At 34.4% G+C, this 25,865-nt stretch carries 30 protein-coding genes; all 30 read left to right on the forward strand.

Going from position 1 to position 25,865, the window contains the following annotated elements; translation table 11 throughout:
* The first annotated feature begins 9 nt into the window (after positions 1 to 9).
* The 30 genes from TTHE_RS05520 (at position 10) to obgE (ending at position 25,796) form a co-directional block, all read left to right on the forward strand.
* Positions 10 to 1,320 carry a [Fe-Fe] hydrogenase large subunit C-terminal domain-containing protein gene (locus tag TTHE_RS05520; RefSeq protein ID WP_013297601.1) on the forward strand — a complete coding sequence of 437 codons (1,311 nt, stop codon included), beginning with the start codon at positions 10 to 12 and terminating at the stop codon, positions 1,318 to 1,320.
* Positions 1,317 to 1,646 (forward strand): DRTGG domain-containing protein, encoded by a 330-nt coding sequence (locus tag TTHE_RS05525; RefSeq protein WP_013297602.1) that lies wholly within the window; start codon positions 1,317 to 1,319, stop codon positions 1,644 to 1,646. Before TTHE_RS05520 ends, TTHE_RS05525 begins: the two co-directional genes overlap by 4 nt.
* Positions 1,643 to 2,338, forward strand: a complete 696-nt coding sequence (locus tag TTHE_RS05530) for a PHP domain-containing protein (RefSeq protein WP_013297603.1) — start codon at positions 1,643 to 1,645, stop codon at positions 2,336 to 2,338. The genes TTHE_RS05525 and TTHE_RS05530 overlap by 4 nt, the downstream gene beginning before the upstream one ends.
* A 146-nt stretch (positions 2,339 to 2,484) precedes the next feature.
* Positions 2,485 to 2,967: an NADH-quinone oxidoreductase subunit NuoE family protein gene (locus TTHE_RS05535; protein ID WP_013297604.1), complete on the forward strand. Its 483-nt coding sequence runs from the start codon at positions 2,485 to 2,487 to the stop codon at positions 2,965 to 2,967.
* Between the two features lie 5 nt (positions 2,968 to 2,972).
* Positions 2,973 to 3,518, forward strand: a complete 546-nt coding sequence (locus tag TTHE_RS05540; RefSeq protein ID WP_013297605.1) for an ATP-binding protein — start codon at positions 2,973 to 2,975, stop codon at positions 3,516 to 3,518.
* Positions 3,519 to 3,520: 2 nt separating this feature from the next.
* Complete coding sequence (locus tag TTHE_RS05545) at positions 3,521 to 3,886, forward strand: (2Fe-2S) ferredoxin domain-containing protein (protein ID WP_013297606.1); 366 nt, start codon at positions 3,521 to 3,523, stop codon at positions 3,884 to 3,886.
* A gap of 13 nt (positions 3,887 to 3,899) precedes the next feature.
* A complete protein-coding gene (gene nuoF, locus TTHE_RS05550; RefSeq protein ID WP_013297607.1) occupies positions 3,900 to 5,690 on the forward strand; it encodes an NADH-quinone oxidoreductase subunit NuoF in 1,791 nt (596 codons plus the stop codon).
* A gap of 20 nt (positions 5,691 to 5,710) precedes the next feature.
* A complete protein-coding gene (locus TTHE_RS05555; protein WP_013297608.1) occupies positions 5,711 to 7,456 on the forward strand; it encodes an NADH-dependent [FeFe] hydrogenase, group A6 in 1,746 nt (581 codons plus the stop codon).
* Positions 7,457 to 7,611: 155 nt separating this feature from the next.
* Entirely contained in the window at positions 7,612 to 7,863 is a 252-nt protein-coding gene (locus tag TTHE_RS05560; protein ID WP_013297609.1) for a DUF4321 domain-containing protein, read from the forward strand.
* Between the two features lie 31 nt (positions 7,864 to 7,894).
* Positions 7,895 to 8,470, forward strand: a complete 576-nt coding sequence (locus TTHE_RS05565; RefSeq protein ID WP_013297610.1) for a Maf family protein — start codon at positions 7,895 to 7,897, stop codon at positions 8,468 to 8,470.
* An 11-nt stretch (positions 8,471 to 8,481) separates the two neighbouring features.
* On the forward strand, positions 8,482 to 9,186 hold the full coding sequence (gene radC, locus TTHE_RS05570) for a RadC family protein (RefSeq protein WP_013297611.1): 705 nt from the start codon (positions 8,482 to 8,484) through the stop codon (positions 9,184 to 9,186).
* Between the two features lie 19 nt (positions 9,187 to 9,205).
* Positions 9,206 to 10,228, forward strand: coding sequence for a rod shape-determining protein (locus tag TTHE_RS05575; protein ID WP_041587558.1), 1,023 nt, complete (start codon positions 9,206 to 9,208; stop codon positions 10,226 to 10,228).
* Between the two features lie 13 nt (positions 10,229 to 10,241).
* On the forward strand, positions 10,242 to 11,072 hold the full coding sequence (gene mreC / locus TTHE_RS05580) for a rod shape-determining protein MreC (RefSeq protein WP_013297613.1): 831 nt from the start codon (positions 10,242 to 10,244) through the stop codon (positions 11,070 to 11,072).
* 54 nt (positions 11,073 to 11,126) lie between these two features.
* Entirely contained in the window at positions 11,127 to 11,630 is a 504-nt protein-coding gene (gene mreD, locus TTHE_RS05585; protein ID WP_013297614.1) for a rod shape-determining protein MreD, read from the forward strand.
* Between the two features lie 11 nt (positions 11,631 to 11,641).
* Positions 11,642 to 13,966, forward strand: a complete 2,325-nt coding sequence (locus TTHE_RS05590; RefSeq protein ID WP_013297615.1) for a penicillin-binding protein 2 — start codon at positions 11,642 to 11,644, stop codon at positions 13,964 to 13,966.
* 122 nt (positions 13,967 to 14,088) lie between these two features.
* A complete protein-coding gene (gene minC / locus TTHE_RS05595; protein ID WP_013297616.1) occupies positions 14,089 to 14,733 on the forward strand; it encodes a septum site-determining protein MinC in 645 nt (214 codons plus the stop codon).
* Positions 14,734 to 14,777: 44 nt separating this feature from the next.
* Complete coding sequence (gene minD, locus TTHE_RS05600) at positions 14,778 to 15,581, forward strand: septum site-determining protein MinD (protein ID WP_013297617.1); 804 nt, start codon at positions 14,778 to 14,780, stop codon at positions 15,579 to 15,581.
* A gap of 18 nt (positions 15,582 to 15,599) precedes the next feature.
* Complete coding sequence (minE, locus tag TTHE_RS05605; protein WP_013297618.1) at positions 15,600 to 15,875, forward strand: cell division topological specificity factor MinE; 276 nt, start codon at positions 15,600 to 15,602, stop codon at positions 15,873 to 15,875.
* Between the two features lie 151 nt (positions 15,876 to 16,026).
* Positions 16,027 to 17,124, forward strand: a complete 1,098-nt coding sequence (gene rodA / locus TTHE_RS05610) for a rod shape-determining protein RodA (RefSeq protein ID WP_013297619.1) — start codon at positions 16,027 to 16,029, stop codon at positions 17,122 to 17,124.
* Positions 17,125 to 17,144: 20 nt separating this feature from the next.
* Positions 17,145 to 17,540, forward strand: coding sequence for a methylglyoxal synthase (mgsA, locus tag TTHE_RS05615; RefSeq protein ID WP_013297620.1), 396 nt, complete (start codon positions 17,145 to 17,147; stop codon positions 17,538 to 17,540).
* Between the two features lie 58 nt (positions 17,541 to 17,598).
* The gene (locus TTHE_RS05620) at positions 17,599 to 18,345 is read left to right on the forward strand and encodes a M23 family metallopeptidase (RefSeq protein ID WP_013297621.1); all 747 of its coding nucleotides are present in this window, start codon (positions 17,599 to 17,601) and stop codon (positions 18,343 to 18,345) included.
* Positions 18,335 to 19,198 carry a M50 family metallopeptidase gene (locus TTHE_RS05625; RefSeq protein ID WP_013297622.1) on the forward strand — a complete coding sequence of 288 codons (864 nt, stop codon included), beginning with the start codon at positions 18,335 to 18,337 and terminating at the stop codon, positions 19,196 to 19,198. Before TTHE_RS05620 ends, TTHE_RS05625 begins: the two co-directional genes overlap by 11 nt.
* Positions 19,199 to 19,207: 9 nt before the next feature.
* Positions 19,208 to 21,064 (forward strand): TIGR03960 family B12-binding radical SAM protein, encoded by a 1,857-nt coding sequence (locus TTHE_RS05630; protein WP_013297623.1) that lies wholly within the window; start codon positions 19,208 to 19,210, stop codon positions 21,062 to 21,064.
* Positions 21,042 to 21,692: a TIGR03936 family radical SAM-associated protein gene (locus TTHE_RS05635; RefSeq protein ID WP_013297624.1), complete on the forward strand. Its 651-nt coding sequence runs from the start codon at positions 21,042 to 21,044 to the stop codon at positions 21,690 to 21,692. The genes TTHE_RS05630 and TTHE_RS05635 overlap by 23 nt, the downstream gene beginning before the upstream one ends.
* Positions 21,693 to 21,702: 10 nt before the next feature.
* Positions 21,703 to 23,130 (forward strand): Rne/Rng family ribonuclease, encoded by a 1,428-nt coding sequence (locus TTHE_RS05640; protein WP_013297625.1) that lies wholly within the window; start codon positions 21,703 to 21,705, stop codon positions 23,128 to 23,130.
* Between the two features lie 130 nt (positions 23,131 to 23,260).
* Entirely contained in the window at positions 23,261 to 23,572 is a 312-nt protein-coding gene (rplU, locus tag TTHE_RS05645) for a 50S ribosomal protein L21 (protein WP_013297626.1), read from the forward strand.
* 5 nt (positions 23,573 to 23,577) lie between these two features.
* Positions 23,578 to 23,913 (forward strand): ribosomal-processing cysteine protease Prp, encoded by a 336-nt coding sequence (locus TTHE_RS05650; protein ID WP_013297627.1) that lies wholly within the window; start codon positions 23,578 to 23,580, stop codon positions 23,911 to 23,913.
* Positions 23,913 to 24,200, forward strand: a complete 288-nt coding sequence (gene rpmA / locus TTHE_RS05655; protein WP_013297628.1) for a 50S ribosomal protein L27 — start codon at positions 23,913 to 23,915, stop codon at positions 24,198 to 24,200. Before TTHE_RS05650 ends, rpmA begins: the two co-directional genes overlap by 1 nt.
* A gap of 78 nt (positions 24,201 to 24,278) precedes the next feature.
* Positions 24,279 to 24,506 (forward strand): Spo0B domain-containing protein, encoded by a 228-nt coding sequence (locus TTHE_RS05660; RefSeq protein ID WP_013297629.1) that lies wholly within the window; start codon positions 24,279 to 24,281, stop codon positions 24,504 to 24,506.
* An 18-nt stretch (positions 24,507 to 24,524) separates the two neighbouring features.
* The gene (gene obgE / locus TTHE_RS05665) at positions 24,525 to 25,796 is read left to right on the forward strand and encodes a GTPase ObgE (protein WP_013297630.1); all 1,272 of its coding nucleotides are present in this window, start codon (positions 24,525 to 24,527) and stop codon (positions 25,794 to 25,796) included.
* The last annotated feature ends 69 nt before the right edge of the window (positions 25,797 to 25,865 follow it).

Here is a 25,865-nt window from a genome sequence, read left to right on the forward strand (position 1 = left end):
TTGTTTGTAATGTATTTTCATTCCGTAACTCTTGATAAAGATAGATGTAAAGGATGTACAAACTGTATAAAAAGATGCCCAACAGAGGCAATACGTGTAAGAGATGGTAAAGCGAAAATAATTAAGGAAAAGTGTATTGACTGCGGTGAATGTGTTAGAGTTTGTCCATATCATGCTAAAATCGTTGTGACTGATGATACTGAGATGATGAAAAATTACAAATATAAGATAGCACTTCCTGCACCATCACTGTACGGCCAATTTAAAGACATGACAATTGGAGATATACTTGCATCTTTAAAATCATGTGGATTTGACGAAGTTTTTGAAGTCGCATACGCGGCTGATATTGTTTCATATATAACCAGAACTATAGTAAAGATAAAAAACTTTAAAAGGCCTATTATATCATCTGCATGTCCTGCAATTGTACGTCTTATACAACAGAGATTTCCATCATTGATTGACAATATTTTAGATATTATGCCACCTGTAGAAGTTGCTGGGAAAATTGCTAAAGATGAGGCAAAAAAGAAAACAGGTCTTAATGATGAGGAAATAGGAGTATTTTTCATATCACCATGTGCTGCAAAAGTGACTAGCGTAAAGAACCCCATAGGCATTAAAAAATCATATATAGACGGTGTTTTTTCAATGCATGATATATACAGCATGATTTTGGACAATAGAAGATCTCGGGATAAAAGTGTAGAGCATGCTTCATCAATGATTGGTGTTGGCTGGGCAAATGCAGGTGGTGAGTCCTATGGCACATCACTGGAAAACTGCCTTTTTGTGGATGGAATCCAAAATGTGATAAATGTGCTTGAAGAGATAGAATTAGGAAAGTTAAATGATATAGATTTTTTTGAAGGACTGGCGTGTATTGGAGGATGCGTTGGAGGTCCATTAACTGTTGAAAATAACTTCGTAGCGAGAAATAGAATAATGAAGATAAAAGAAAAACTTAATAAAGAAGCTAATATAAAAAAGCATTTAGTAGCAGATTATAGGGAGTTTATGCTAAATGTAGAACTTAAAAAAAGCGATGTTTTAAATCTTGACGATGATATAGACAAAGCTATAGATAAGATGAAATCAATTGATGAAATATACAAAAATCTTCCTGGTCTTGACTGTGGTTCATGTGGATCACCAGGTTGCAGAGCCCTTGCGGAAGACATAGTTAAAGGTTATGCTAGTGAGTACGACTGTATCTTTAAATTGAAGGACAGGATTAAAATATTGGCTGAAGAGATTAATAAGTTGTCAATTAAAATTCCGCCTGTTATAGGCAGTGATAAGGAGGTAAAATCTTGAAAGTAAAAGATATTTTGAATTCGGAATTTACACTTGTGGCAGGAAGCGGTGGAATTGAAAAAGAAATAAGCAACGTCTACGTATGTGATTTATTGAGTTTTGTAATGTCCCATGTTAAAAGCGGCAGTGCATGGATAACGATACAGACTCATGTAAATGTAGTTGCTGTTGCGCTAATGACAGAAATAAGCTGTATAATTATTTGTGAAGGGGAAAAACTTGATGAAAATGCTAAAGTAAAAGCTGATGAGGAAAATATACCCGTTATTTCATTTAGTGGTACATCATATGATGCAGCAATTAAATTGAGCGAGATGATCAAATGAAGTTTTACTACGACTTGCACATCCATTCTGCTTTATCGCCTTGTGCTGATAATGAAATGACTCCGAATAACATAGTGAATATGGCTGTGTTAAAAGGACTTGATGTGATATCAATAACTGATCACAATTCGGCAAAAAATGTGGAAGTTATTTACGAATTAAGCAAGTCTAAAGGGATAAAATTAATTCCCGGAATAGAAGTTCAGACAAAGGAAGAGGTTCATATATTATGTTATTTTTTTGATATTTTTGACTGTATAAGCTTTGGAAAAATAATTTATGACAGCTTAGAATGCATAAAAAATAACAAATCTATTTTCGGAGAACAGCTTATTATGGATGAAGATGATAACATTATTGCGGAAGAAGAAAAGCTGCTTTTAACTTCATGCGGCTTTTCTATTGACGATATTTTTAAAATGATAGATGGGAAAGGTGCTGCTGTGCCTGCCCATGTAGATCGTACTTCCTACAGCATCATATCAAATTTAGGGTTTATACCGAATATTTCCAATCTAAAGACGGTTGAAGTATCTTATGATTTTAGTATAGTAGGAAATACAAGTGAATATCAAAAAAAGTACAAGATAATTTCGTCTTCTGATGCGCACCGACTAGGCGATATAAATGAAAGAATCCATTATATAGAGTGCAATGATTTTGAAAGTATCGTAGAATGGCTTTGCAGTTAATAAAAACATATCAAATTAGTCGGGATTATCAGAAAATAAAAAATTTTATTTTAAACCTGTTAAAAAATTAATTAACATATGATATAATAATCATGTCTTATGATTACATTTAAAAGTTCTAAAATTATTCAAAAGGAGGGTATTAGATGCAAGCAATTTATGAAAAATTTGACGAAGAAAAGGTAAATAAGTTTAAAAAAGTAATTGACGAATTAAAAAATGTCGATGGTTCGCTGATTGCTGTTATGAATGAAGCACAAGAAATTTTTGGATATTTACCTATTGAAGTACAGCAATTTATCTCAGAAGAAATGAATGTACCGCTGACAGAGATTTTTGGTATTGCGACGTTTTATTCTAGGTTTACTTTGAAGCCATCTGGAAAGTACAAAATAGGTTTATGCCTTGGTACCGCCTGTTATGTAAAAGGTTCTGCGATGGTATTGGATAAATTGAAAGAGAAACTTGGAATAAGCGTAGGAGATGTAACAAGCGACGGCAAGTTTTCACTTGAAGCGACCCGCTGCTTGGGTGCTTGTGGACTTGCACCGGTTATGATGATAAATGGCGAAGTTTTTGGAAGATTGACACCTGATGATGTTGATGATATTTTGAAAAAATTTGATTAAATAATATGAAAGAGTTTTCACTTTACATTTTAGATATTGCGCAGAACAGCCTAAAGGCCGGTGCAAAAAATGTTAAAATCGAACTTGACATTGATCATAGTAAGGATTTGCTAACTGTTATTGTAGATGATGATGGATGTGGTATGGAAGAGGAGTTCCTATCGAAGGTTTTTGATCCTTTTACAACAACTAGAAAAGAGCGAAAAGTAGGATTAGGTTTATCGTTTTTTAAAGAGTTAGCTCAACAGTGTGGCGGAGACGCAAAAATCAAATCTAAAAAAGGCATTGGTACTCATGTTGAAGGAACTTTTAAAATTTCTAGTGTTGATTTAATACCAATCGGTGATATACCTTCTACTATAATTTCACTGATTATTTCAGATAGTGAAGTTAATATATTGTTTGTCATTAAAGTAGATGAGAAGATTTTTAAATTTGATACAGTTGAGATAAAGAAAGTATTGGACGGTGTGAAAATTACTGAACCATCTGTACTGAAATGGTTGCTGGAGTATTTGACCGAAAATCTAAAGTGTGTCATGGAGGTGTAAATATGAAATCTATTGAAGAGTTAGAAAAGATTAGAAAAGAAACTTTAGAAAAAGTAAATCTTCGAAAAGATAGAAATGGCATAAGGATAACCGTAGGAATGGCTACATGTGGCATAGCTGCTGGTGCAAGACCAGTGATGATGGCAATATTAGACGAGCTTGGTAAAAGAAATATTACGGATGTCGTCGTAGCTGAGACAGGTTGTATTGGCATGTGCAAGTATGAACCTATGGTGGATGTCTACATTCCAGGTCAGGAAAAAGTGACGTATATAAAAGTTGATGAAAACAAAGCTAGACAGATTATAGCAGAGCATGTTGTCAACGGACATCCAATTAAAGAATGGACTATTAGTAGTGTTGAATAAAGGAGGGCTGTAGATGTTATATAGATCACATGTTATGGTATGCGGTGGTACTGGATGTACATCGTCAAATTCAGATAGGATTGCAAAGTGCTTTGAAGAAGAAATTGCAAATAAAGGTCTTGACAAAGAAATTCAAGTAGTGAGGACTGGATGTTTTGGACTGTGTGAACTAGGTCCTGTTGTGGTTGTATATCCCGAAGGTGTTTTTTACAGCCGTGTTAAAGAAGAATATGTTCCTGAAATTGTTGAAGAACATTTACTAAAAGGAAGAATTGTAAAAAAATATCTTTATGGTGAAAGCGTAACAGAAGAAGGAATAAAGCCTCTAGAAGAAACGGGATTCTTTAAAAAACAGCAAAGAGTGGCTTTGAGAAACTGCGGACTTATAAATCCGGAAGACATAAAAGAAGCAATTGCATTTGATGGATATAAAGCTTTGGCAAAAGTTTTGACAGAAATGACTCCGGAAGAAGTTATATCGGAAATTAAGAAATCAGGCTTAAGAGGTAGAGGCGGTGGTGGGTTTCCTACTGGTGTGAAATGGGAATTTGCTTATAACCAGAAGGAAACACCTAAATATGTTGTTTGTAATGCTGATGAAGGGGACCCTGGTGCATTTATGGATAGAAGCGTCTTAGAAGGAGATCCTCACAGCGTCTTAGAAGCTATGGCAATAGCAGGGTATGCAATAGGAGCTAACCATGGTTATATTTATGTTAGGGCTGAATATCCTTTGGCGGTAAAAAGACTTCAGATTGCTATTGATCAGGCTAGAGAATATGGACTTTTAGGTAAAAATATTTTTAATACAGGATTTGATTTTGACATTGAAATAAGGCTTGGAGCAGGAGCTTTTGTATGTGGTGAAGAGACAGCACTTCTAAATTCTGTTATGGGCAAACGCGGAGAGCCAAGACCAAGACCACCATTTCCTGCTGTAAAAGGTGTGTGGGAGAAACCGACGATTATCAACAACGTTGAAACTTACGCAAATATCCCAGCAATTATATTAAACGGTGCTGAGTGGTTCTCAAGTATAGGCACTGAAAAATCAAAGGGGACTAAAGTTTTTGCTCTTGGCGGAAAGATAAACAACACAGGATTAGTAGAAATTCCTATGGGTACAACGCTTCGTGAAATCATATTTGAAATAGGTGGGGGAATACCTAACGGTAAAAAGTTTAAGGCAGCTCAGACTGGTGGTCCTTCCGGTGGATGTATTCCAGCAGAACATCTAGACACACCTATTGATTACGACTCGCTTTTAAGCATAGGATCAATGATGGGTTCCGGCGGCCTTATTGTAATGGATGAAGATAATTGCATGGTTGATATAGCAAAATTCTTCCTAGAATTTACAGTTGACGAATCATGTGGTAAATGTTCACCTTGCCGTATAGGTACGAGAAGGATGCTTGAATTGCTAAATAAGATTACATCTGGAAAAGGTGAAGAGGGAGACATCGAAAAACTTGAAACTCTTGCTAATTCTATAAAAGCATCTTCGCTATGCGGACTGGGTCAGACTGCACCGAATCCTGTTCTTTCAACGCTTAGGTATTTTAGAGATGAATATGAAGCTCATATAAAAGAGAAGAGATGTCCTGCTGGTGTATGTCAGGCACTTTTGAGATTCAGAATTGATCCTGAAAAGTGTAAAGGATGCGGAATATGCGCTAAAAACTGTCCTACAAATGCTATTTCAGGAAAAGTAAAACAGCCGCATGTTATTGATCAAGATAAGTGCATTAAATGCGGAACATGTATGGATAAGTGTCCATTTGATGCTATATACAAGAAGTAGTAATGAAAGGAGTGCGAAATATGGATAAAGTTCGAATAACGATAGATGGAATTCCTGCAGAAGTGCCTGCTAATTATACAGTATTACAGGCTGCAAAATATGCGAATATTGAGATTCCCACATTATGTTATCTGGAAGAAATTAACGAAATAGGTGCATGTAGACTATGTGTAGTTGAGATAAAAGGAGTTAGAAATTTACAAGCATCATGCGTTTATCCCGTTAGCGATGGAATGGAAATTTTCACAAATTCACCTCGCGTACGGGAAGCAAGGCGTTCCAACTTAGAGTTGATATTATCTGCGCATGATAGAAGCTGTCTGACATGTGTTAGAAGTGGAAACTGTGAATTGCAAGAATTAAGCAGAAAGTTTGGAATTGATGAAATTAGCTTTATGGGAGAAAATATAAAATACCCAAAAGATGATTCATCTCCTTCAATTGTTAGAGATCCAAATAAATGTGTTTTGTGCAGAAGATGTGTCGCTACATGCAATAATGTACAAAATGTTTTTGCAATTGGTATGGTCAATAGAGGATTTAAAACAATTGTTGCTCCTTCGTTTGGTAGAAGCTTGAATGATTCACCATGTATTAGCTGTGGACAATGCATTGAAGCTTGCCCTGTTGGAGCTATTTACGAAAAGGATCACACAAAAATGGTTTACGATGCACTTTTAGATGAGAAAAAGTATGTTGTGGTTCAAACTGCTCCAGCTGTAAGAGTTGCACTTGGCGAAGAATTTGGAATGCCTTATGGTTCGATAGTGACAGGGAAAATGGTGTCAGCTTTGAAAAGATTAGGATTTGATAAAGTGTTTGATACGGACTTTGCTGCTGATTTAACAATTATAGAAGAAGGCAATGAGCTTTTAAAGAGGATTAATGAAGGCGGCAAGCTTCCTATGATAACATCCTGCAGCCCTGGATGGATAAACTATTGTGAGAGGTATTATCCTGAATTTATAGATAATCTATCTACATGCAAATCACCTCATATGATGATGGGTGCTATAATCAAGAGCTATTTTGCTGAAAAAGAAGGAATAGATCCGAAAGATATATTTGTTGTATCAATTATGCCGTGTACAGCAAAGAAGTATGAAATAGACAGACCGCAAATGATGACAGATGGTATGAAGGACGTTGACGCTGTTTTAACTACAAGAGAATTAGCGCGTATGATAAAACAATCTGGAATAGACTTTGTCAATTTGCCTGATAGTGAATACGACAATCCGCTTGGCGAATCCTCTGGTGCTGGTGTAATATTTGGAGCAACAGGCGGCGTTATGGAAGCAGCATTAAGAACTGTTGCTGATATTGTTGAAGGTAAAGACATTGAGAATTTTGAGTACAAAGAAGTAAGAGGATTAGAAGGAATAAGAGAAGCAAATATAAATATTGGCGGAAAGGAAATAAAAGTGGCCATAGCAAATGGAACAGGAAATGCAAAAAAATTGTTAGATAAGATAAAAAATGGTGAAGCTGAATATCACTTTATAGAAGTTATGGGCTGCCCTGGTGGTTGTATAATGGGCGGTGGTCAGCCAATACACAATCCAAATGAAAAAGATTTGGTAAGAAACAAGAGATTGAATGCAATATATGAAGCAGATAAAGATTTGCCAATCAGAAAATCTCATAAAAATCCTATGATAACGAAACTGTATGAGGAATTTTTAATAAGCCCACTTGGTGAGAAATCTCATCACTTACTCCATACTAGTTACAGCAAGAAGGAATTATATCCCATGAATGATTAGACGATTGCGCCCCCAGCTGGGGGCTTTTTTTACCATAAATAACATATTAAAAAAAGATTAGATTGTGTCGAAATACATTATATTTATGATATAATTAAAAGGAAAAGTTTTAAAACGACGTGAAATCAGAGAAAACAAATAAAAGGAGTGGGAAAATGAAGAGAAGCAAGGGACTTGGGACGCTGTTTTTTTTGCTGATTGTAGGTCTTCTTTTAGGCGGATTTGTTGGAGACTTCATTGCTAAATATGTCCAAGTTTTTTCATACCAACAAAAAATAGGAATGAGTAGTCCAATAAATATCGACCTTAATTTTGTCAAAATATCCTTTATGTTGGCATTTAAGTTTAATCTAGGTACAGTGTTAGGTCTTATAATTGCTATATTTTCATATTACAAAGTGAAATAATTGTCATTATGAGAAAGGAAAGTAATTATATATGAAGATTGTTCTTGCATCAAATTCTCCTAGGCGACGCGAGATACTTTCAAACATTGGTCTTGACTTTGATGTGATACCTAGCAATATAGCAGAAGAAACTAAAGAGAAAGAACCAAAAAATATTGTTATGGATTTGTCGAGAAAAAAAGCATTATGCGTTGCTGAGAAATTGGATGATGATTCAATCGTTATAGGAGCAGATACAGTTGTTGTCATAGATGGCGAAATACTAGGCAAACCTAAGGATAAGGGTGAAGCATTTTCCATGCTTAGGAGGCTATCTGGAAGATGGCATAAGGTATATACTGGAGTCTCAGTGGTTTCACTAAGAAATCGCAAATTTATTAATGATTATGAATCGACCGATGTTTATATTAAAAATCTCAGCGATGACATGATCTTAAATTATATAGAAAAAGGTGAATGTTTAGATAAAGCAGGTTCATATGCAATACAAGGCTATGGGTCACTGATTGTAGAGAGAATTAATGGTGATTATTTCAATGTTGTTGGACTGCCTATATCGAAATTGTACGATATATTTTTAAATGAATTTAACATAAACCTGCTATAAGGGGGATAAGTGTGGGAGAGGAATCACGTATTACAATAAAAGATTTACCTGAGGATGATAGACCAAGAGAAAGATTAATTAAATATGGTCCTTCGGTATTGTCAAATGCTGAACTAATGGCTATAATTATAGGGACAGGAAATAGAGATGAGAGTGCGATAATGCTTTCACAAAGATTGCTTAGTGAAGGTAATGGTCTTAAATATCTTCTTGATACTGGGGTAGAAAGGCTTTCAGAAATCAAGGGAATTGGATTGGCGAAGGCTGCAAAAATAAAGGCAGCTATTGAGCTTGGTAGAAGATTGGCTCTTGCGGGGTACAGTGATGGCTACATTATAAAAAAGCCTGATGATGTCATAAGTTTACTGATGGATGAAATGCGATATCTAAATAAAGAATATTTTAAAGTGGTTATGCTGAACGTAAAAAACAAGGTGATTGCGGTTGACACTGTTTCAATAGGAAGTTTAAATACTTCTATAGTGCATCCAAGAGAAGTATTTAAAGCTGCTATCGAAAGATCCGCATCTTCTATAATCATGGTTCACAATCATCCAAGTGGTGATCCAACTCCCAGCAGAGAAGATATTGAAGTGTCAGATAGGATTTTTAAAAGTGGCAATTTGTTAGGAATCAAAGTTTTGGATCATATTATTATTGGTGATGGAATAGGTATAAGTTTGAAAGAAAAAGGTTATTATGATTTTGATAAATAAGGAAGGAGTTATAAATAGGATGAAAGGATTTTCTAGGGATATAGGTATTGATCTTGGAACTGCAACAACACTTGTTTATGTTCAAGGAAAGGGAATAGTTTTAAGGGAACCTTCTGTTGTAGCAATAAAAAATGATACACATACTGTATTGGCTGTAGGCGAAGAAGCTAAAAAGATGGTGGGAAGAACACCAGGGAATATAGTTGCTATAAGACCTATGAGAGACGGAGTTATAGCCGATTTTGATATAACGAAGATGATGCTGGATCATTTTATAGGTAAGGTGAATCCAAGAAAGGGACTATTTAGGCCTAGAGTAATAGTTGGAATTCCTTCTGGAGTTACAGAAGTCGAAAAAAGAGCAGTAATTGAAGCATCGCTTCAAGCAGGAGCAAAAGAAGCTCATACCGTAGAAGAACCAATGGCAGCAGCTATAGGTGCTGGTTTGCCTGTGGAAGAGCCAACTGGAAGCATGGTAGTTGATATAGGTGGCGGTACAACAGATGTAGCAATTATTTCTCTTGGTGGTATTGTAACAAGCAAATCATTAAGAGTCGGCGGAGATGAAATGGACGAAGCTATTATAAATTATATAAAGAGGGAATACAATTTGATGATAGGAGAAAGGACTGCTGAGGAAGTAAAGATTCAAATTGGATCGGCTTTTCCGAAGGCTAAAGAGGAAACTATGGATATAAGAGGAAGAGATTTAGTATCTGGACTTCCTAAAACATTAAAAATTACTTCCACCGAGATACTGGAAGCTTTGAAAGATCCAGTTTCAAGTATATTGGATGCTATTAAGTTGACACTTGAAAAAACACCGCCTGAGTTGGCAGCAGATATAATGGACAGAGGGATAATGCTTACTGGTGGTGGAGCACTATTAAGTGGTATTGATAGGCTCATAAGGCAAGAAACAGGTATGCCTATACAGATAGCAGATCAACCTTTAGATTGTGTTGCGTTAGGTACAGGTAAAATTTTAGAGGAAAGTTCTTTGTTTAAAAGGGTGCTGACCCCAACGAATAAGTTAAATTGAGAGGAGTGGGAAAGTGCCACGATTTCTCAAAAATAAGCAATTTATATTTGTGATTTTAATAGCCGTGGCACTTATATCCGCCATGGCATATACTTATGGTGGGGGACGCAATATAACACCTATGGAATCAGCTATAGGCAGCATTTTATCGCCTGTAGAAAAAGTTTTTTATTCACTAGGAAATAATGTATCTAACTTTTTTTCTTCCATAAAAGAGATTGGAACATTGAGAGCTAAAAATGCAGCTTTGGAAAAAGAGATTATTAAATTAAATAAAAACGACATAATGCTGCAAGAATACATTAATGAAAATAACAGACTAAGAGATATTTTGAATTTTAAAGATAATAATAAAAATATAACTACTCAACCTGCTAATATTGTAAGCAAAAATCCCGGTAATTGGTTTAATACATTTAATATAGATGTTGGATCAGATAAGGGGATAAAGCCAAAGATGGCTGTTTTAGATGAAAAAGGAAATATGGTTGGAATAGTAACAGACGTTGGGAAAAATTGGTCAAAAGTTCTGTCAATTATTGACGTAGATAGCTCTGTAAGTGCCATTGATGTTAGAACAAGGGACAATGGTATTATCCGAGGAGATTCCAATGGAAACCTAAATATGATATATATTCCAATCGATTCCAAGATAAGTAAAGGCGATATAATTACAACATCAGATATGAGCATGTTTCCAAGAGGGCTAATTATTGGTAGAGTAGAGAAAGTAGAAAAAGATGAGGGCTCGCTTTTAAAACAAGCAATCATAAAGCCTGAGGCAGACTTCGAGAGGCTTGAATTTGTACAAGTTGTGACAAACATGAAAACTACGGGAGATTAATTATATTAGTCTATGTACTTTGCGATGATTGACACAGAAACGATGGAGGTTAAAATGAGGAGCATATATAAATACCTGTTAATTATATTTGTTATAATACTTCAAGCTACATTATTTAGATATATTGCTATTTTAGGCGTTAAACCTGACGCCTTATTAATTTTGATTATTGCTTTTTCACTTTTAAACGGGCCAAACGAAGGTATTCTTTTGAGCTTGTTTGGAGGAATTCTTGTAGATGTGCTTTTTAATAATGCCATTGGCTTTGTAACTATTTCCCTTCTTTCCGTGGCTTATTTAACAGGGTTGCTGAGTAAAAATGTATTTAAAGAAAGTACATTTGTAGCATTTGTCTTTGTGTTTTTAGGAACAATTCTTTACAATCTAATAATGGTATTTTCTATGCTCCTTATGAAATATGACATCAATCCACCTTATTTATTTAATGTCATTATTGTGCAATCTGTCTACAATTCTTTTATAACTATTTTTGCTTATAGGTATATTGTGATGTTTAACAGCTATATAAATACAAAAAAATTTTTTTTTAAGATTTAAAGGTGGTCAAATTGAGTGAAGGTTTAAAAAAGAGATTCAACATATTTGGATGGGTAATAGCCATAATGCTTGTTACTCTTGTGGGCAGACTGGTATATTTGCAGCTTATAAAAGGTGATTATTATAAACAGCAGTCTTTAGGCAATGCTATAAGATCTATCACAATTACAGCTCCAAGAGGTGATATAGTTGATAGAAACGGTATTAAACTTGCGACAAACAGGCCTAGCTATTCCATCGAGCTACTGCGAAGCGATGCCAAAAATGTCAATTTAAATGATGTCATTTTAAGATTATTAAATATCCTTAATAAAAACGGAATTAAGTATAAAGATGATTTGCCTATATTTCTAGACAATAAAAACATGCCATATTTCAATTTTCAAAATCCAGATGAAAGCAATGTATCTCAAACAGTTTTAAAACAGCGTGAAGTACAATGGAAGAAGAACAATAATATACCTAAAAATGCTACAGCATATGAAACGTGGGAAATATTGATAAACAAATTTAAAATATCAAAAGAACTACCTCCACAAGATATAAGAGGTATAATGGCGATTCAGCAGTTGATGCTTGAACAAGGATATACCCAGTACAAGCCTGTAGAAATAGCGACAGATGCGAATCAACAGACAGTAGCCCAAATAGAAGAAAATCATCTAGATTTGCCAGGTGTAATTATAGATGTTAAACCTATAAGGCTTTATCCTTTCAAGACATTACTTTCCCAGACATTAGGATATATTGGACGTATGACAGCGGAAGAGTGGAAAAAGTACAGCAAAGAAGGTTATCAAATAACAGATTTAGTTGGGCATTACGGTTTGGAAAGTTATCTAGAAAAATATTTAAGAGGTACAGATGGAAAGCAGCAAGTGGAAGTAGATAACTATGGTAGATTAATAAAAAAATTGGATGAGGTTAGCCCGAAGCCAGGAAATACTGTGTATTTGACTATAGATGAAAAACTACAGCAAGTAGCGGAAGAATCACTAGAGAGAACTATGGAAAATATAAGAAAAACAAAAAGAGGTCCTCATGGTGAGTATTTACCAGCAAATATAGGAGCTGTCGTTGTTACAGACATAAATACTGGTGAAATTTTGGCACTTGCCAGTGTCCCGGGTTATGATCCTAATATTTTTGCATCAGGTAATCCTCCCAGCAGCATTGTAAATGAATTATTTAAAACTAGGAATGCAACTGTTGATCCGAGTCCAATTTTCAATTATGCTACACAAGGTGCCGCGCCGCCTGGTTCTACATTTAAGATGGTAACTGCACTGGCTGCTCTAGAGTCTGGAGTCACGACAGTAAATGAGAGATACGTCGATACCGGCATATATGCTCCTACAGGACAAGAAAACTGGCTGTATGGCGAATATGGAAGGACGCAAGGTGCTGTAAATGTGTCAGATGCCATAAAATACTCAACAGATACCTATTTCTATGAGATGGGGAGAAGGATGGGGATCGATAAGATCGATGAATATGCCCATATGTTAGGCCTTGACCAAAAGACAGGGATAGAGTTATATGAAACAACAGGAACAATATCCAGCAAGAAGTTTAAAAGGGATTATAATTTATCAATATTAAAATCAATGGTTAAGTCTGAATCAAATCCAGAAGGCAAAATAACTCAAGAACAGTATGATAAAATAGTAAGTTTGATTGATAAAGGTAATTTTAGCGATTATTCTACGTTTTTAGAGCTAAAAAAAATGGGCATAACTGATTCAAAGTTGCAGATGACTATATGGCAGTTGATGGATGCGACTAAGTGGACATTAGTTGATACGACAAATGCGTCTATAGGACAGGGTAGCAATCAATTTACGCCTATAGAAATTGCAAGTTATTTATCGACGCTTTTAAATGGTGGAACAAGATATAGATTGCATTTGGTTGATAAAATAATTTCTCCAGATGGAAAAATAGTAAAAGATGAAAAGCCCGATGTATTGGATAAAATAAATATACCTCAGAAATACCTAGATGCTATAAAATTAGGAATGAAAGGTGCAACAGAAGAAGGTGGTACTGCCAGTGCAGCATTTCAAGGCTTTCCAATACCTGTTGGTGGTAAGACAGGCACTGCGGAAGTAGGATCTCATGGCACGAAAGTCATGCAGAATTATGCGTGGTTTGTGGGATTTGCTCCGTATGACAAACCACAAATATTGGTTACAGCACTGATATATCAAGGCGGTTCTGGTGCTTATACTGCCCAAGTAGGAAGAGATATTATGGACGCTTATTTTGGATTTACCAATTCAAACAATAAGACTCAGACAAATAATCAACAAAGCAAAACTACTAATAATCATTAATTATTATTAAGATTTGTATCATTGTTGTATGAGAGGATTTTTTGTCCTCTTTTGTTTTTTTAGAAGGAAAAATCTAAGTTATGGAGAATATTATAAGTAAGACTATATTGGGAGGGCAAAAAATGTTAAATGACTATGTAAAAATCCATGGCTCAAAAGATGGATTGGTAATTATCGCCAGCGATGTTTCTGATATAGATGTTTTAAGGGAAAAAATAATTAATAGAATAGAACGTTCACTAACATTTTTTAAAGGTGCACAACTTACAGTAAAAGTTCGCAATTTAAATGTAGATGAGAAAAGTTTGGATCAGTTGAAAGAGCTTATTTTGGAGAATTATGGAGTGAATGTTAGATTTAAAAAGATACAGGATAGGCACCTAAAAAATGTGACAGGTGAAAATGCAATTTTTGATGGACTTGATGAGGGAATGACCAAATTTTACAATGGAACTGTAAGATCAGGTCAAGTTGTAAAATATTACGGGAATCTTGTCGTTCTAGGTGACGTAAATCCTGGCGGTATTGTACAAGCATCTGGAAATATTGTTATAATGGGGACTTTAAGGGGAATTGCTCATGCAGGTATATCTGGGAATATCGATTCTATAATTGCGGCATCTAAGATTAATGCCATGCAGCTTAGAATCTCTAACATAATTTCACGTTCACCCGATAATGATATTGAGGCTGTATATCCCGAAATTGCTTTAGTCAAAAAAAATAAGATAATAGTTAAACCACTTTACTTATATGGAAAAATATAGTAAAATAAACAATTAGAAGAAATTCGAGAATGGAGTGAAAATGTATGAGTGAAGTTATAGTCATAACATCTGGTAAAGGCGGAGTTGGAAAAACCACAACTACAGCAAATATAGGTACATATTTGTCAATGAAAGGATTTAAAACGGCATTGGTAGATACTGATATAGGTTTGAGAAATCTTGACGTAGTTATGGGGTTGGAAAATAGAATAGTTTACGACCTAGTTGATGTGGTAGAGGGACAGTGCCGTCTGAAGCAAGCTTTAATAAAAGATAAGAGATTTGATGGACTTTACCTTTTACCGGCTGCTCAAACAAGAGATAAAACTGCCGTAAATCCGGAACAGATGCGGGCAATTACTGATGAATTAAGACAGGATTTTGATTATATATTGATAGATTGCCCTGCAGGAATCGAACAAGGCTTTAAAAATGCCATAGCAGGTGCTGATAAGGCTTTGGTGGTTACGACGCCAGAAGTATCTGCAGTGAGAGATGCCGATAGAATAATAGGGCTTTTGGAAGCATCGGATGTACGGGATCACATGCTTATTATAAACAGGATAAAGATGGATATGGTAAAAAGAGGAGACATGATGAATATTGACGATATAATGGATATACTGGCTATAGATTTGCTTGGTGTTATTCCAGATGATGAAAATATAGTCATTTCTACAAATAAAGGTGAACCGATTGTTGCAGATGATAAATCATTAGCTGGACAGGCATATAGAAACTTGACACAGAGATTGATAGGCGAGGATGTCCCGCTTATAAATCTTGATATTAATTACGGTATTTTGGACAGGTTGAAAAATTTGTTTAAAATTTCTTCGAGTCGGTAGTGCCGGGAGGTGTAATAAATGGACTTGTTTAAATCTTTTGGTGGGAAAAGCAATAGTAAAAATGTTGCAAAAGAGAGATTGCAATTATTGCTTGTTCATGACAGAGCAGACGTATCTCCAAAATTTTTAGAGTTGATGAAAGGCGAAATAATGAATGTGATCTCTAATTACGTTGAAATCGACGAAGATGGTTTGAATGTAGAAATAACCAAAGAAAAAAAGACAGATGATACATTTGTACCAGCATTACACGCCAATATTCCTATAAAGAAAATGAAGAAAAATATCAGATAACCGGTTAAAGCCGGTTATTTTATCTTTTAAAATTTCATATATTGTAAAAATTTAAGCTTCTATAAGATATAGTGAAATGCTGTGTTGTATGATATAATACTAAATGTAATGATGATATATAATATTGTTTTAGAAGGGAACTAGTAGATTAATGTTTAACAAAAAGTTATGGAAGAATTTTGATTTTGGTTTGTTTATTACGGTTTTATTCATATGTGCATTTAGCGTTGTCGTCATATCAAGTGCATCACATGCAGTAGAAACGGGATCGTACAAAAATGTAATAGTTCAACTTATAGCAGTTTTGTTTGGAATAGTTTTTCTGTTTTTTATAACATTGTTTGACTATAATCAGATTGCTAGGCTTTCAAAGATAATTTACGTTTTAAATATTTTAATTCTTATTTCTGTTCTTTTCATAGGGAAGGTAAGCAATGGCGCTCAAAGCTGGATTCACATAGGACCAATTGATGTGCAGCCATCTGAGTTTTCAAAAATTGCCCTTATATTAACACTTGCTAATCTTTTTAATGAAATGGGGGAAATAAAGAGTTTTAAAGATTTGGTCGGTCCCTTGATTCATGTTGGTATACCATTTGTAATTGTAATGCTGCAGCCGGATCTGGGAACAGCTTTAGTTTTTTTAGCAATCTTTATTGGAATGCTTTTTATATCAGGTGTAAGGCCAAAAATTTTTGCAGGATTAATTGCAATGGGTCTGGCGATGCTTCCTATGGCATATAAGATATTGAAACCATATCAAAGAAATAGGCTTTTATCGTTTATAAACCCGAACCTTGATCCAATGGGTTCTGGCTACCACGTAATACAGTCTAAAATTGCAATTGGCTCTGGAATGTTTTGGGGAAAAGGGCTTTACAACGGCAGCCAGACACAACTTTATTATTTGCCTGAAGCATGGACAGATTTTATTTTCTCTGTTGTTGGTGAAGAATTGGGATTTATCGGTGCAACGGCATTAATAATTCTTTATGCGTATATGTTGTATAGATGCTGGAAGATAGCTGTTATGGCTAAGGATAAATATGGATATTTAATAGCCGTTGGAATAATATCGATGTTTACATTCCACATATTTGAAAACATTGGAATGACTGTTGGAATAATGCCTATTACAGGTATACCATTGCCTTTTATGAGCTACGGAGGCAGTTCAATGGTAGCTAACATGATTGCACTTGGATTGTTATTAAATGTAGGTATGCGAAGGCAAAAGATTAATTTTTAAACTTAGAGAGGATGGTTAATTTGAATATTGCATTAATTGCACATGATATGAAGAAATCTTTGATGATAGATTTTGCAATAGCGTATAAAGACATTTTAAAAAAGTGCAATATATACGCTACAGGGGCTACAGGCCAATTGGTTGAGGAAGCTACAGGGATTAAAGTTAACAAGTTTTTGCCTGGGCCAATGGGTGGTGACCAACAAATTGGCGCTATGATTGCAGAAGATAAGATGGATTTAGTCATATTCTTAAGAGATCCATTAACTGCACAGCCCCATGAACCTGATATATTGGCTTTGTTAAGGGTATGCGATGTTCATTCAATACCGCTTGCTACAAATTTAGCTACTGCTGAGGTGCTGATTAAAGGACTTGATGCTGGACTTTTAGAATGGAGAAATGCCGTTAAATAAAAATATCATAAACTTCCTTCAGATGTAATATAAATATAGAAAGAAGGAGGTTTATCAAATGAAACCCAACAAATGGCAATCCGTTAATTATTCTAAAAATCGTTTAAATAATTTAAAGAAGTATTTTGGCATGTTTGAAAACCAGTTGATAGTGTGTTTTTTGCTTTTAGGTGTTGCGATGCTTTTTAAGGCTATTAATGTTCCGATGACGAATAAAGCAGTGGCAGAAGTAAAATCTGTACTAAATTACAATTCAAATTATGAAAATACTAAAAAGGGACTTAAACTAGTTATGAGCAAGATACCATCATTGAAAAATGATGTTGTAAAAGTATTTTCGAATAAAACCGAAGATGTGAAGGATACAGTCACGCAAAATGCTAATACGAAAATGATAAAGCCAATTAGTGGTGATATTGTATCTGTATTCGGGACAAAAGTTGATCCAAATTCAGGAAAAGAGATAAAAAATGATGGCATTGATATAAGTGTTACCAACAATGAGCCAGTAGAAGCTGTATTAGATGGAGAAGTTATGATAGCTGATAATTCTAATCCCGATTGGGGTAAGGTAGTTGTAATAAGGCATAATGGCGATGTTCGTTCTGTTTATGCGTATCTATCTGAAATAGACGTAAAAGTTGGTGATAAAGTATTACAGGGCCAGATAATAGGAAGGATAGGAAGCGACAAGAATAAAAGCACCGCTCTGCATTTTGAAATATGGGAAAACGGGAAACCTGTAGATCCAGAGTCAAAGATAAATTTTAATGTTGTAAAAAGTGATGTGCAAAATGAAAATTGATGATCTTAAATTAAAGATAAACCCATTTACGTGGGTTTTTATATTGCTACTCATTATTACAGGTTTTTATATTGAGCTGATAAACATTATTTTGACTGTTGCAATTCATGAGATAAGCCACTACTACGTTGCCAAAAAGCTAAATGTGAACATGATACAAGTTGAAATATTCCCTTTTGGTGGAGCTGCAATTTTTGAAAGCGAAATTTTTATACGGCCTGATTTGGAGATTGTTATTGCATTGGCAGGTCCTTTGTCTAATCTTGTCTTTATTATGATATTGGTAATTTTAAGTGAAGTAACAAGCATTTCTTTTGACTACCTCATTAAAATAAATGTTTTAATGTGTGCATTTAATCTTTTACCAGGTGTTCCTCTCGATGGTGGCAGAGCTTTAAAGGCTGTTTTATCCAGTTTTATAGGTATCACGAGAGCCAATAATGTAGCAGTTAAATTTTCTTATGTGATATCATTTTTGCTTATTTACAGTGGTATACTTATGATTATTAATGGCAATAAAAATTATGTACTTATAATTACCGCTGTATTTCTTATTATTTCTGCAAAAAAAGAAAGAAAGTTGTCTGCATATTTTAATCTAAGGGATTTGGCTTATAAAAAAGAAGAATTTTACAAGAGAGGTTGTATGAATGTAAAACAAATAGCAGTTCTTGAAAACCAGAAGTTAATAAAGATAATCAATTGTTTTTTGCCATTAAAATATCATATAATAGTTGTGTTGGATAAAAATTTAAGAGAGAAAAAAAGACTTACTGAGACTGAACTTTTCGATTTTGCAGTCAGTAATGGACTATATTTATCGATAGGTGATATCTTAAATAAGCTGAAATAGGAGGTAACAATGTTAGATATTAAAAGCAAGTTAGATAATTTATTGATGAGAGTGAATAAACCTGCCCGTTATACAGGCGGTGAAATAAATTCTGTAATTAAAGATGCAAATAGTGTTGACATCCGGTTTGCCTTTGCATTTCCTGACGTTTACGAAGTCGGAATGTCGCATTTGGGATTGAAAATACTTTATCATCTAATGAACGATAGAGATGATACATATTGCGAAAGGGTATTTGCTCCATGGGTAGATATGGAAAACCTAATGCGAGAAAATGACATACCGCTTTTTTCACTTGAAACTAAAACACCTCTTAATATGTTTGACATTATAGGATTTACGCTGCAATACGAATTAAGCTACACAAACATATTAAACATGTTAGATTTATCTAAAATTCCAGTGAGAAGCAAGGATAGACATGGCTATCCATTAATCATAGCTGGAGGTCCTTGTGCATACAATCCTGCTCCCCTTTCTGATGTTGTGGATTTATTTGTCATAGGGGATGGAGAAGAAATTATCAATGAACTTTTAGATTTAGTCAAGGTTTGTAAAAAAGATGGAACACCAAAAGAAGTGCTTTTAAGGCGTGCATCTAAAATTCAAGGTGTATATGTTCCATCGTTTTACAGGGAAGTATACAATTGTGATAATACTATTCGCACTATAGAGCCATTAAATGAAGATGTGCCTGCTAAAGTAAAAAAGCGCGTAGTAAAAGATTTGGATAAAACGTATCATCCAGATAGACAGATTGTGCCGTTTATAAATACAGTGCACGACAGAATCATATTGGAAGTTTTTAGAGGTTGCACAAGAGGATGTAGATTTTGTCAGGCTGGAATGATTTACAGGCCTGTAAGGGAAAGGTCAAAAAAAACTTTACTGGAGTTGGCTGACAAATTAATAAAATCAACCGGATACGAGGAGATTTCTTTGACTTCCTTAAGCACTTGTGACTATTCAGAAATAGAAAGTTTGATTTTTGATTTAATTGAAAAGTATAAAGATAGAGGTGTCGGAGTAGCATTGCCGTCTACGAGGATTGATGCCTTCTCTGTAAATTTACTTAATGAGATACAGAAAGTAAGGAAGACAGGACTTACACTTGCACCAGAGGCTGGCACGCAAAGACTGAGAGATGTGATAAATAAAGGTGTTACTGAAAAGGACTTAATAAATTCTACGAGAGAAGCCTTTAAAGCAGGATGGAGGAGTGTAAAGCTGTATTTTATGCTAGGGCTTCCTACGGAGACGATGGAAGACGTAAAGGGGATATCAGATCTTGCCCATTTAGTAGCTGATGTATATAAAGAGGTGAATGGCAACACAAAGGGACTTAAAATAACAGTAAGTACTTCAACTTTTGTTCCAAAGCCATTTACTCCTTTTCAATGGTGTCATCAAGATGATATGGATACAATAATTAAAAAGCAGAATTATCTAAAAGAGCTACTAAAAGGAAAGATTTTCCACTACAATTGGCATGAGCCGAAGATGAGCTTTTTAGAAGCTGTAATTTCTAAAGGCGATAGAAAAGTAGGACAAGCATTGATTAAGGCATGGGAAAGTGGATGTAAGTTTGATGGATGGGATGAATATTTTAAATTTGATAATTGGCTTAAAGCTTTTGAAAGTGTAGGAATCGATCCAAGATTCTACGCTTATAAAGAAAGAGATTTCAAGGAGATATTCCCATGGGATGTGATTGATGCTGGTGTGAAAAAAGATTATCTTGTAAGAGAACACAAAAACGCGTTGGAAGGAAGACTTACAAATGACTGCAGGTTATATTGTACAGGCTGCGGAATAAAAGATCTTGATGAAGGAGTTGTATGCTTTGAAACTGAGAAGCAAATTTGAAAAAGATGGTGATTTAAAGTTTATCTCTCATTTAGATCTCATGAGGGCGATTGAAAGAGCTATGAGAAGAGCTCAAATAAAGTTTTCGCTTTCAAAAGGCTTTAATCCACATCCGCTGTTGTCTTTTGGACCGGCATTGATGATGGGTGCAACGACTCACGGCGATTATTTTGATGTAGTTTTAGAAGATGAAATAGATCCCCAGAAATTTAAAGATGATATGAATAGAGCGCTTCCAAATGGATTAAAAATAATAGATTGCTATAGAGTTGATGATAAGGACTTGCTGTCAGATAGAGTTGTAGAGGGTGAATATACAATAAATATTGATTTGCTAGACTATGAAAAAGACATAGGAGATATTATTGAAAGATTTTTAAATAGAGATGAAATATTAGCAGAAAAGGATACAAAAAGTGGTAAAAAGATGATTGATTTAAAAAAATACATTGAGGACTTTAAAATATTAGGTATCCACGATAGTAAAATGAATTTATATCTACGGTTAAAGATTTCTGAAGGTTCACCAGGTCCGATTCATGTTTTAAAAGCTGTTGACGACTTTGGAGGACATATGTTGGACTTAGAAAAAATGAAAATAGATAGAAAAAACCTTATATTAAATTGAGGTGAAATATTTGAAACGGATTTTATTTGATATAAGTGATAAATTTGATCAAGTAGCGTATTTAGAAGATGGTACATTGGTTGAGTATCACGTAGAATATTCTGATAATAGAAGTATAGTGGGAAATATTTACAAAGGGAAAGTCAAAAACACCATAAAAGGGATGCAAAGTGCCTTTATAGATATAGGTATAGGTAAGAATGCATATTTATTTATAAGTGATGTAAATAAAAAGGGTAAAGCTGATGAAAATTGCTCAATTACAAAGCTCATAAAACCTGGTCAAGATATAATTGTTCAGGTATCAAAAGATTCTATAGGGCTTAAAAACCCAAAAGTCACAACAAATATATCTCTTCCTGGGAAATATGTTGTTTTGTTGCCTGAAACAGATTATATTGGGATTTCACACCGAATTGAGGATGAAAAAAAGCGTTTAGAATTATTAAATATAGCGAAAAGGGTTAAACCAGATAATTTGGGTATTATCATTAGGACAGCAGCACAAAATGTAAATGAGGTTGAGTTCGAAAAAGACATTTTGGATTTATGCTATTTGTACGATGAAATAATTAAAAAATATAAATATGTCAACTCCCCTGAATTAATATACGAAGAAGAGAATTTTATTGTAAAATATATAAGAGATTTGTCATCATTTATGGTTGATGAAATTGTGATTAATGATGTGGAGCAGTATGAGAAAACTTTGGATTATATAAAAAAGCAGGGACAAAATATATCTATAAAATATGAAGAAGGAGACTTAATAAGCTTATATGGTATTGAAAAGCAAGTTGAAAGGCTTTTAGGCAAGAAAGTATGGCTCAAAAGTGGTGGTTTTATAATAATTGATAAAACTGAAGCATTGACTGTTATAGACGTAAATACAGGAAAATATGTAGGGAAATCTTCACTTCAGGAGACAATACTAAAGACAAATATAGAGGCGGCTAAAGAAATAGCACTTCAATTAAGATTAAGGGATATTGGCGGTATTATAGTTATAGATTTTATTGATATGGACAATGAAAGTGACAGACAGAAACTTTTAAGCGTTTTTGAGGAATCTTTAAAAAGCGATAGATCGAAATGTAGTGTCCTGGGATTTACCCATTTAGGATTGGTTGAAATGACGCGGAAAAGAGTAAGATCAAATGTAAGTGAGTATTTGCAGGATAAGTGTGAGTGCTGCAAAGGTACAGGGTATGTTATGTCAAACAATATGCTTGTGCTTAAAATTAAGCGGACGATTGAAAGAATTTTGAGAAATACTAACGCAAAAAAAATTAAAATAACTTCAAATAGAAGAATATTAAATTTAATTAGTCAAAATGATTTAAAGAAAAGCTACAAGGAAAAATTTGGAGCAGAAATAAATACAGTTTTAAATGATAAGCTTGACATAGATGAATTTCAGGTGGACTATGAATTATGATTGACAATTATTTATTATTATGCTAGAATACACTTTGTAGCCGCTCGGAACGGGTTTTTTAATGCTTCCATTGGAAATACCTTTGGAAGTACCTTGATTTCGGCGAGACTGGTAAAGAGGAGGTGCCCTAATGTACGCAATTATAGAAACAGGTGGCAAACAGTACAGAGTTCAAGAAGGCGATATTCTCGAAGTTGAGAAACTTGGCTGCGAAGCTGGCAGTGTGTATTCCTTTGATAAGGTGTTGGCTGTAGCAAAGGACGATGGAACTGTAGATTTTGGCAAACCATATCTTAAAGATGTAAAGGTTGATGCAAAAGTTCTTGAACATGGAAAAGGCAAAAAAATCATAGTTTTTAAGTATAAGCCAAAGAAGAATGAAAGAAAGAAGCGTGGACATCGTCAGCCATTTACGAGAGTTCAGATTGAAAAGATTATGTAAATAAAATGATTAGGGTTAATATATTTAGAGATGTTGATGACAAAGTACAAAAATTCGAAATTAAAGGACATGCTGGTTATGATGTTTATGACAGAGATATAGTATGCGCCGGCGTTACTGCAGTGGCGCAGACGGCTGTCCTTGGCTTAGAATCACTTAAGACAGCGTCCATTAAAAAGAAGATAAATGATGGATATATGTATGTTGAAATAGAAAGTTATGGTGCGAATGATGACAGCATTAGGTTGTGTGCTATTATTGATACAATGATTTTAGGACTTAAAGATATTGAGAAAGATTATCCTGCGTATGTAAAAGTATTTGATAGGAGGTGTAATTGATGAGGCTACAGTTATTTGCTCATAAAAAAGGTATGGGAAGCACCCGCAATGGTCGTGACAGCGAGTCAAAGCGGCTCGGAGTAAAAAGAGCAGATGGCCAGTTTGTATTAGCGGGAAATATACTTGTAAGGCAAAGAGGCACAAAGATACATCCTGGAGTTAACGTGGGTAGAGGTAAAGATGATACATTGTTTGCACTAATTGATGGATATGTTGCTTTTGAGAGAAAAGGAAAAGACAAAAAACAGGTAAGTGTATATGAAAAAAGAAAGGAAGTCCTGGCGTAAGCCGGGATTTTTCTTTTTTATACAAAGTTATGTGGTATAATATATATAAATTATTTATTTGTCTTGGGAGTGATACAAATGACAAAAAATGATGAAAAATATTTAATAGAATACATAAATCTAAAGAGGCATGAATATTTAAATGATCTTCAAGTTTTGCTGGGGTATGCTCAGCTTGGAAAAATGGATAAGATTTTTGAGTATATTCAGAAAGTTATTGATAAATGCAATGATGAGCGTACTGTATTCAATAGCGATATGGATAGTATTATGAAATACATTAAAAATAAGATTGAAGATAAATAATTTAAAGTAGGTGATGGTGTGTTTATAGATAGTGCAAAAATTTACATAAAGTCAGGAAATGGTGGCAATGGTGTTATTTCATTTAGAAGGGAAAAATATGTGGCGTACGGTGGACCAGATGGGGGTGACGGCGGTAAAGGCGGCGACGTGGTATTTATTACTGACCCCAATATGTCGACATTGATGGACTTTAAATATAAAAGAAAATATGTAGCGCCTAGTGGTGAAAATGGAAGCGGCAATAATAAGTACGGTAAAGATGCAGATGATCTATACATAAAAGTGCCTGTTGGCACACAAATAATTAGAGATGATACAAACGAGTTAATTGCTGATCTTACGAAACCTGGTCAGAAAGCTATTGTTTTGAGGGGTGGCAAAGGCGGAAGAGGTAATGCAAAATTTGCTTCAGCCACATTAAAGACTCCTAGATTTGCAGAAAGTGGTGAAGAGGGAAAGGAACTTTATATTCGCTTAGAATTAAAGCTATTGGCTGATGTTGGACTTGTTGGTTTTCCAAATGCAGGTAAATCAACTTTGCTGGCAGCTTGTACTAATGCTAGACCAAAGATAGCAAACTATCCTTTTACTACTTTATATCCAAATCTAGGTGTAGTTTATCATAAAGGGAAATCTTTTGTCATGGCTGATATACCAGGTCTTATTGAAGGTGCTCATAGAGGAGAAGGACTTGGATATGACTTTTTGAAGCACATAGAAAGGACGAAATTGATACTGCATATTATTGACGTGTCGAATCCATTGTCAGATCCTATAGATGATTTTAAAAAAATCAATGAAGAGATGTACTTGTATAATGATAAGCTAAAAGAAATACCTCAGATAGTTGCATTGAATAAAATAGATGCATTAGATGCATCATTAATTGATTTAGACGATATAAGCGCAAAAATTCAAAGTTTTGGGTACGATGTTTTTAAAATATCTGCAATAACTGGTATAGGCATTGAAAATTTGCTTGATAAGACTATTGAAATCCTTGATAAGTTTAAACTAGATGTTGAAGAAAATACAGAAGATGTTATTATTTATAATATGCCAAAAGAAAAGGAAACCGTAGATATAGATATTAAAAATAGTGTATATTATTTAAGCGGTTCTAAAATTGATAGATTATTGAAAAGAGTTAATCTACAAGATGAAAATTCTTTAAGGTATTTTGAAATGATATTAAAAAAATCTGGAGTAATAGATATGCTGAAGGAAAGAGGTTTTAAAGATGGTGACACTATAAATGTACGAGATTTTGAGTTTGAGTATTACGAATAATCAAAATATCCATAAAACTTGTTGAATGTTGTCAGTAAGTGCTTATTATTGTATAATTACGTATATAAT

It is taken from the genome of Thermoanaerobacterium thermosaccharolyticum DSM 571 (assembly GCF_000145615.1).
GTDB classification, from domain to species: Bacteria; Bacillota; Thermoanaerobacteria; order Thermoanaerobacterales; family Thermoanaerobacteraceae; genus Thermoanaerobacterium; species Thermoanaerobacterium thermosaccharolyticum.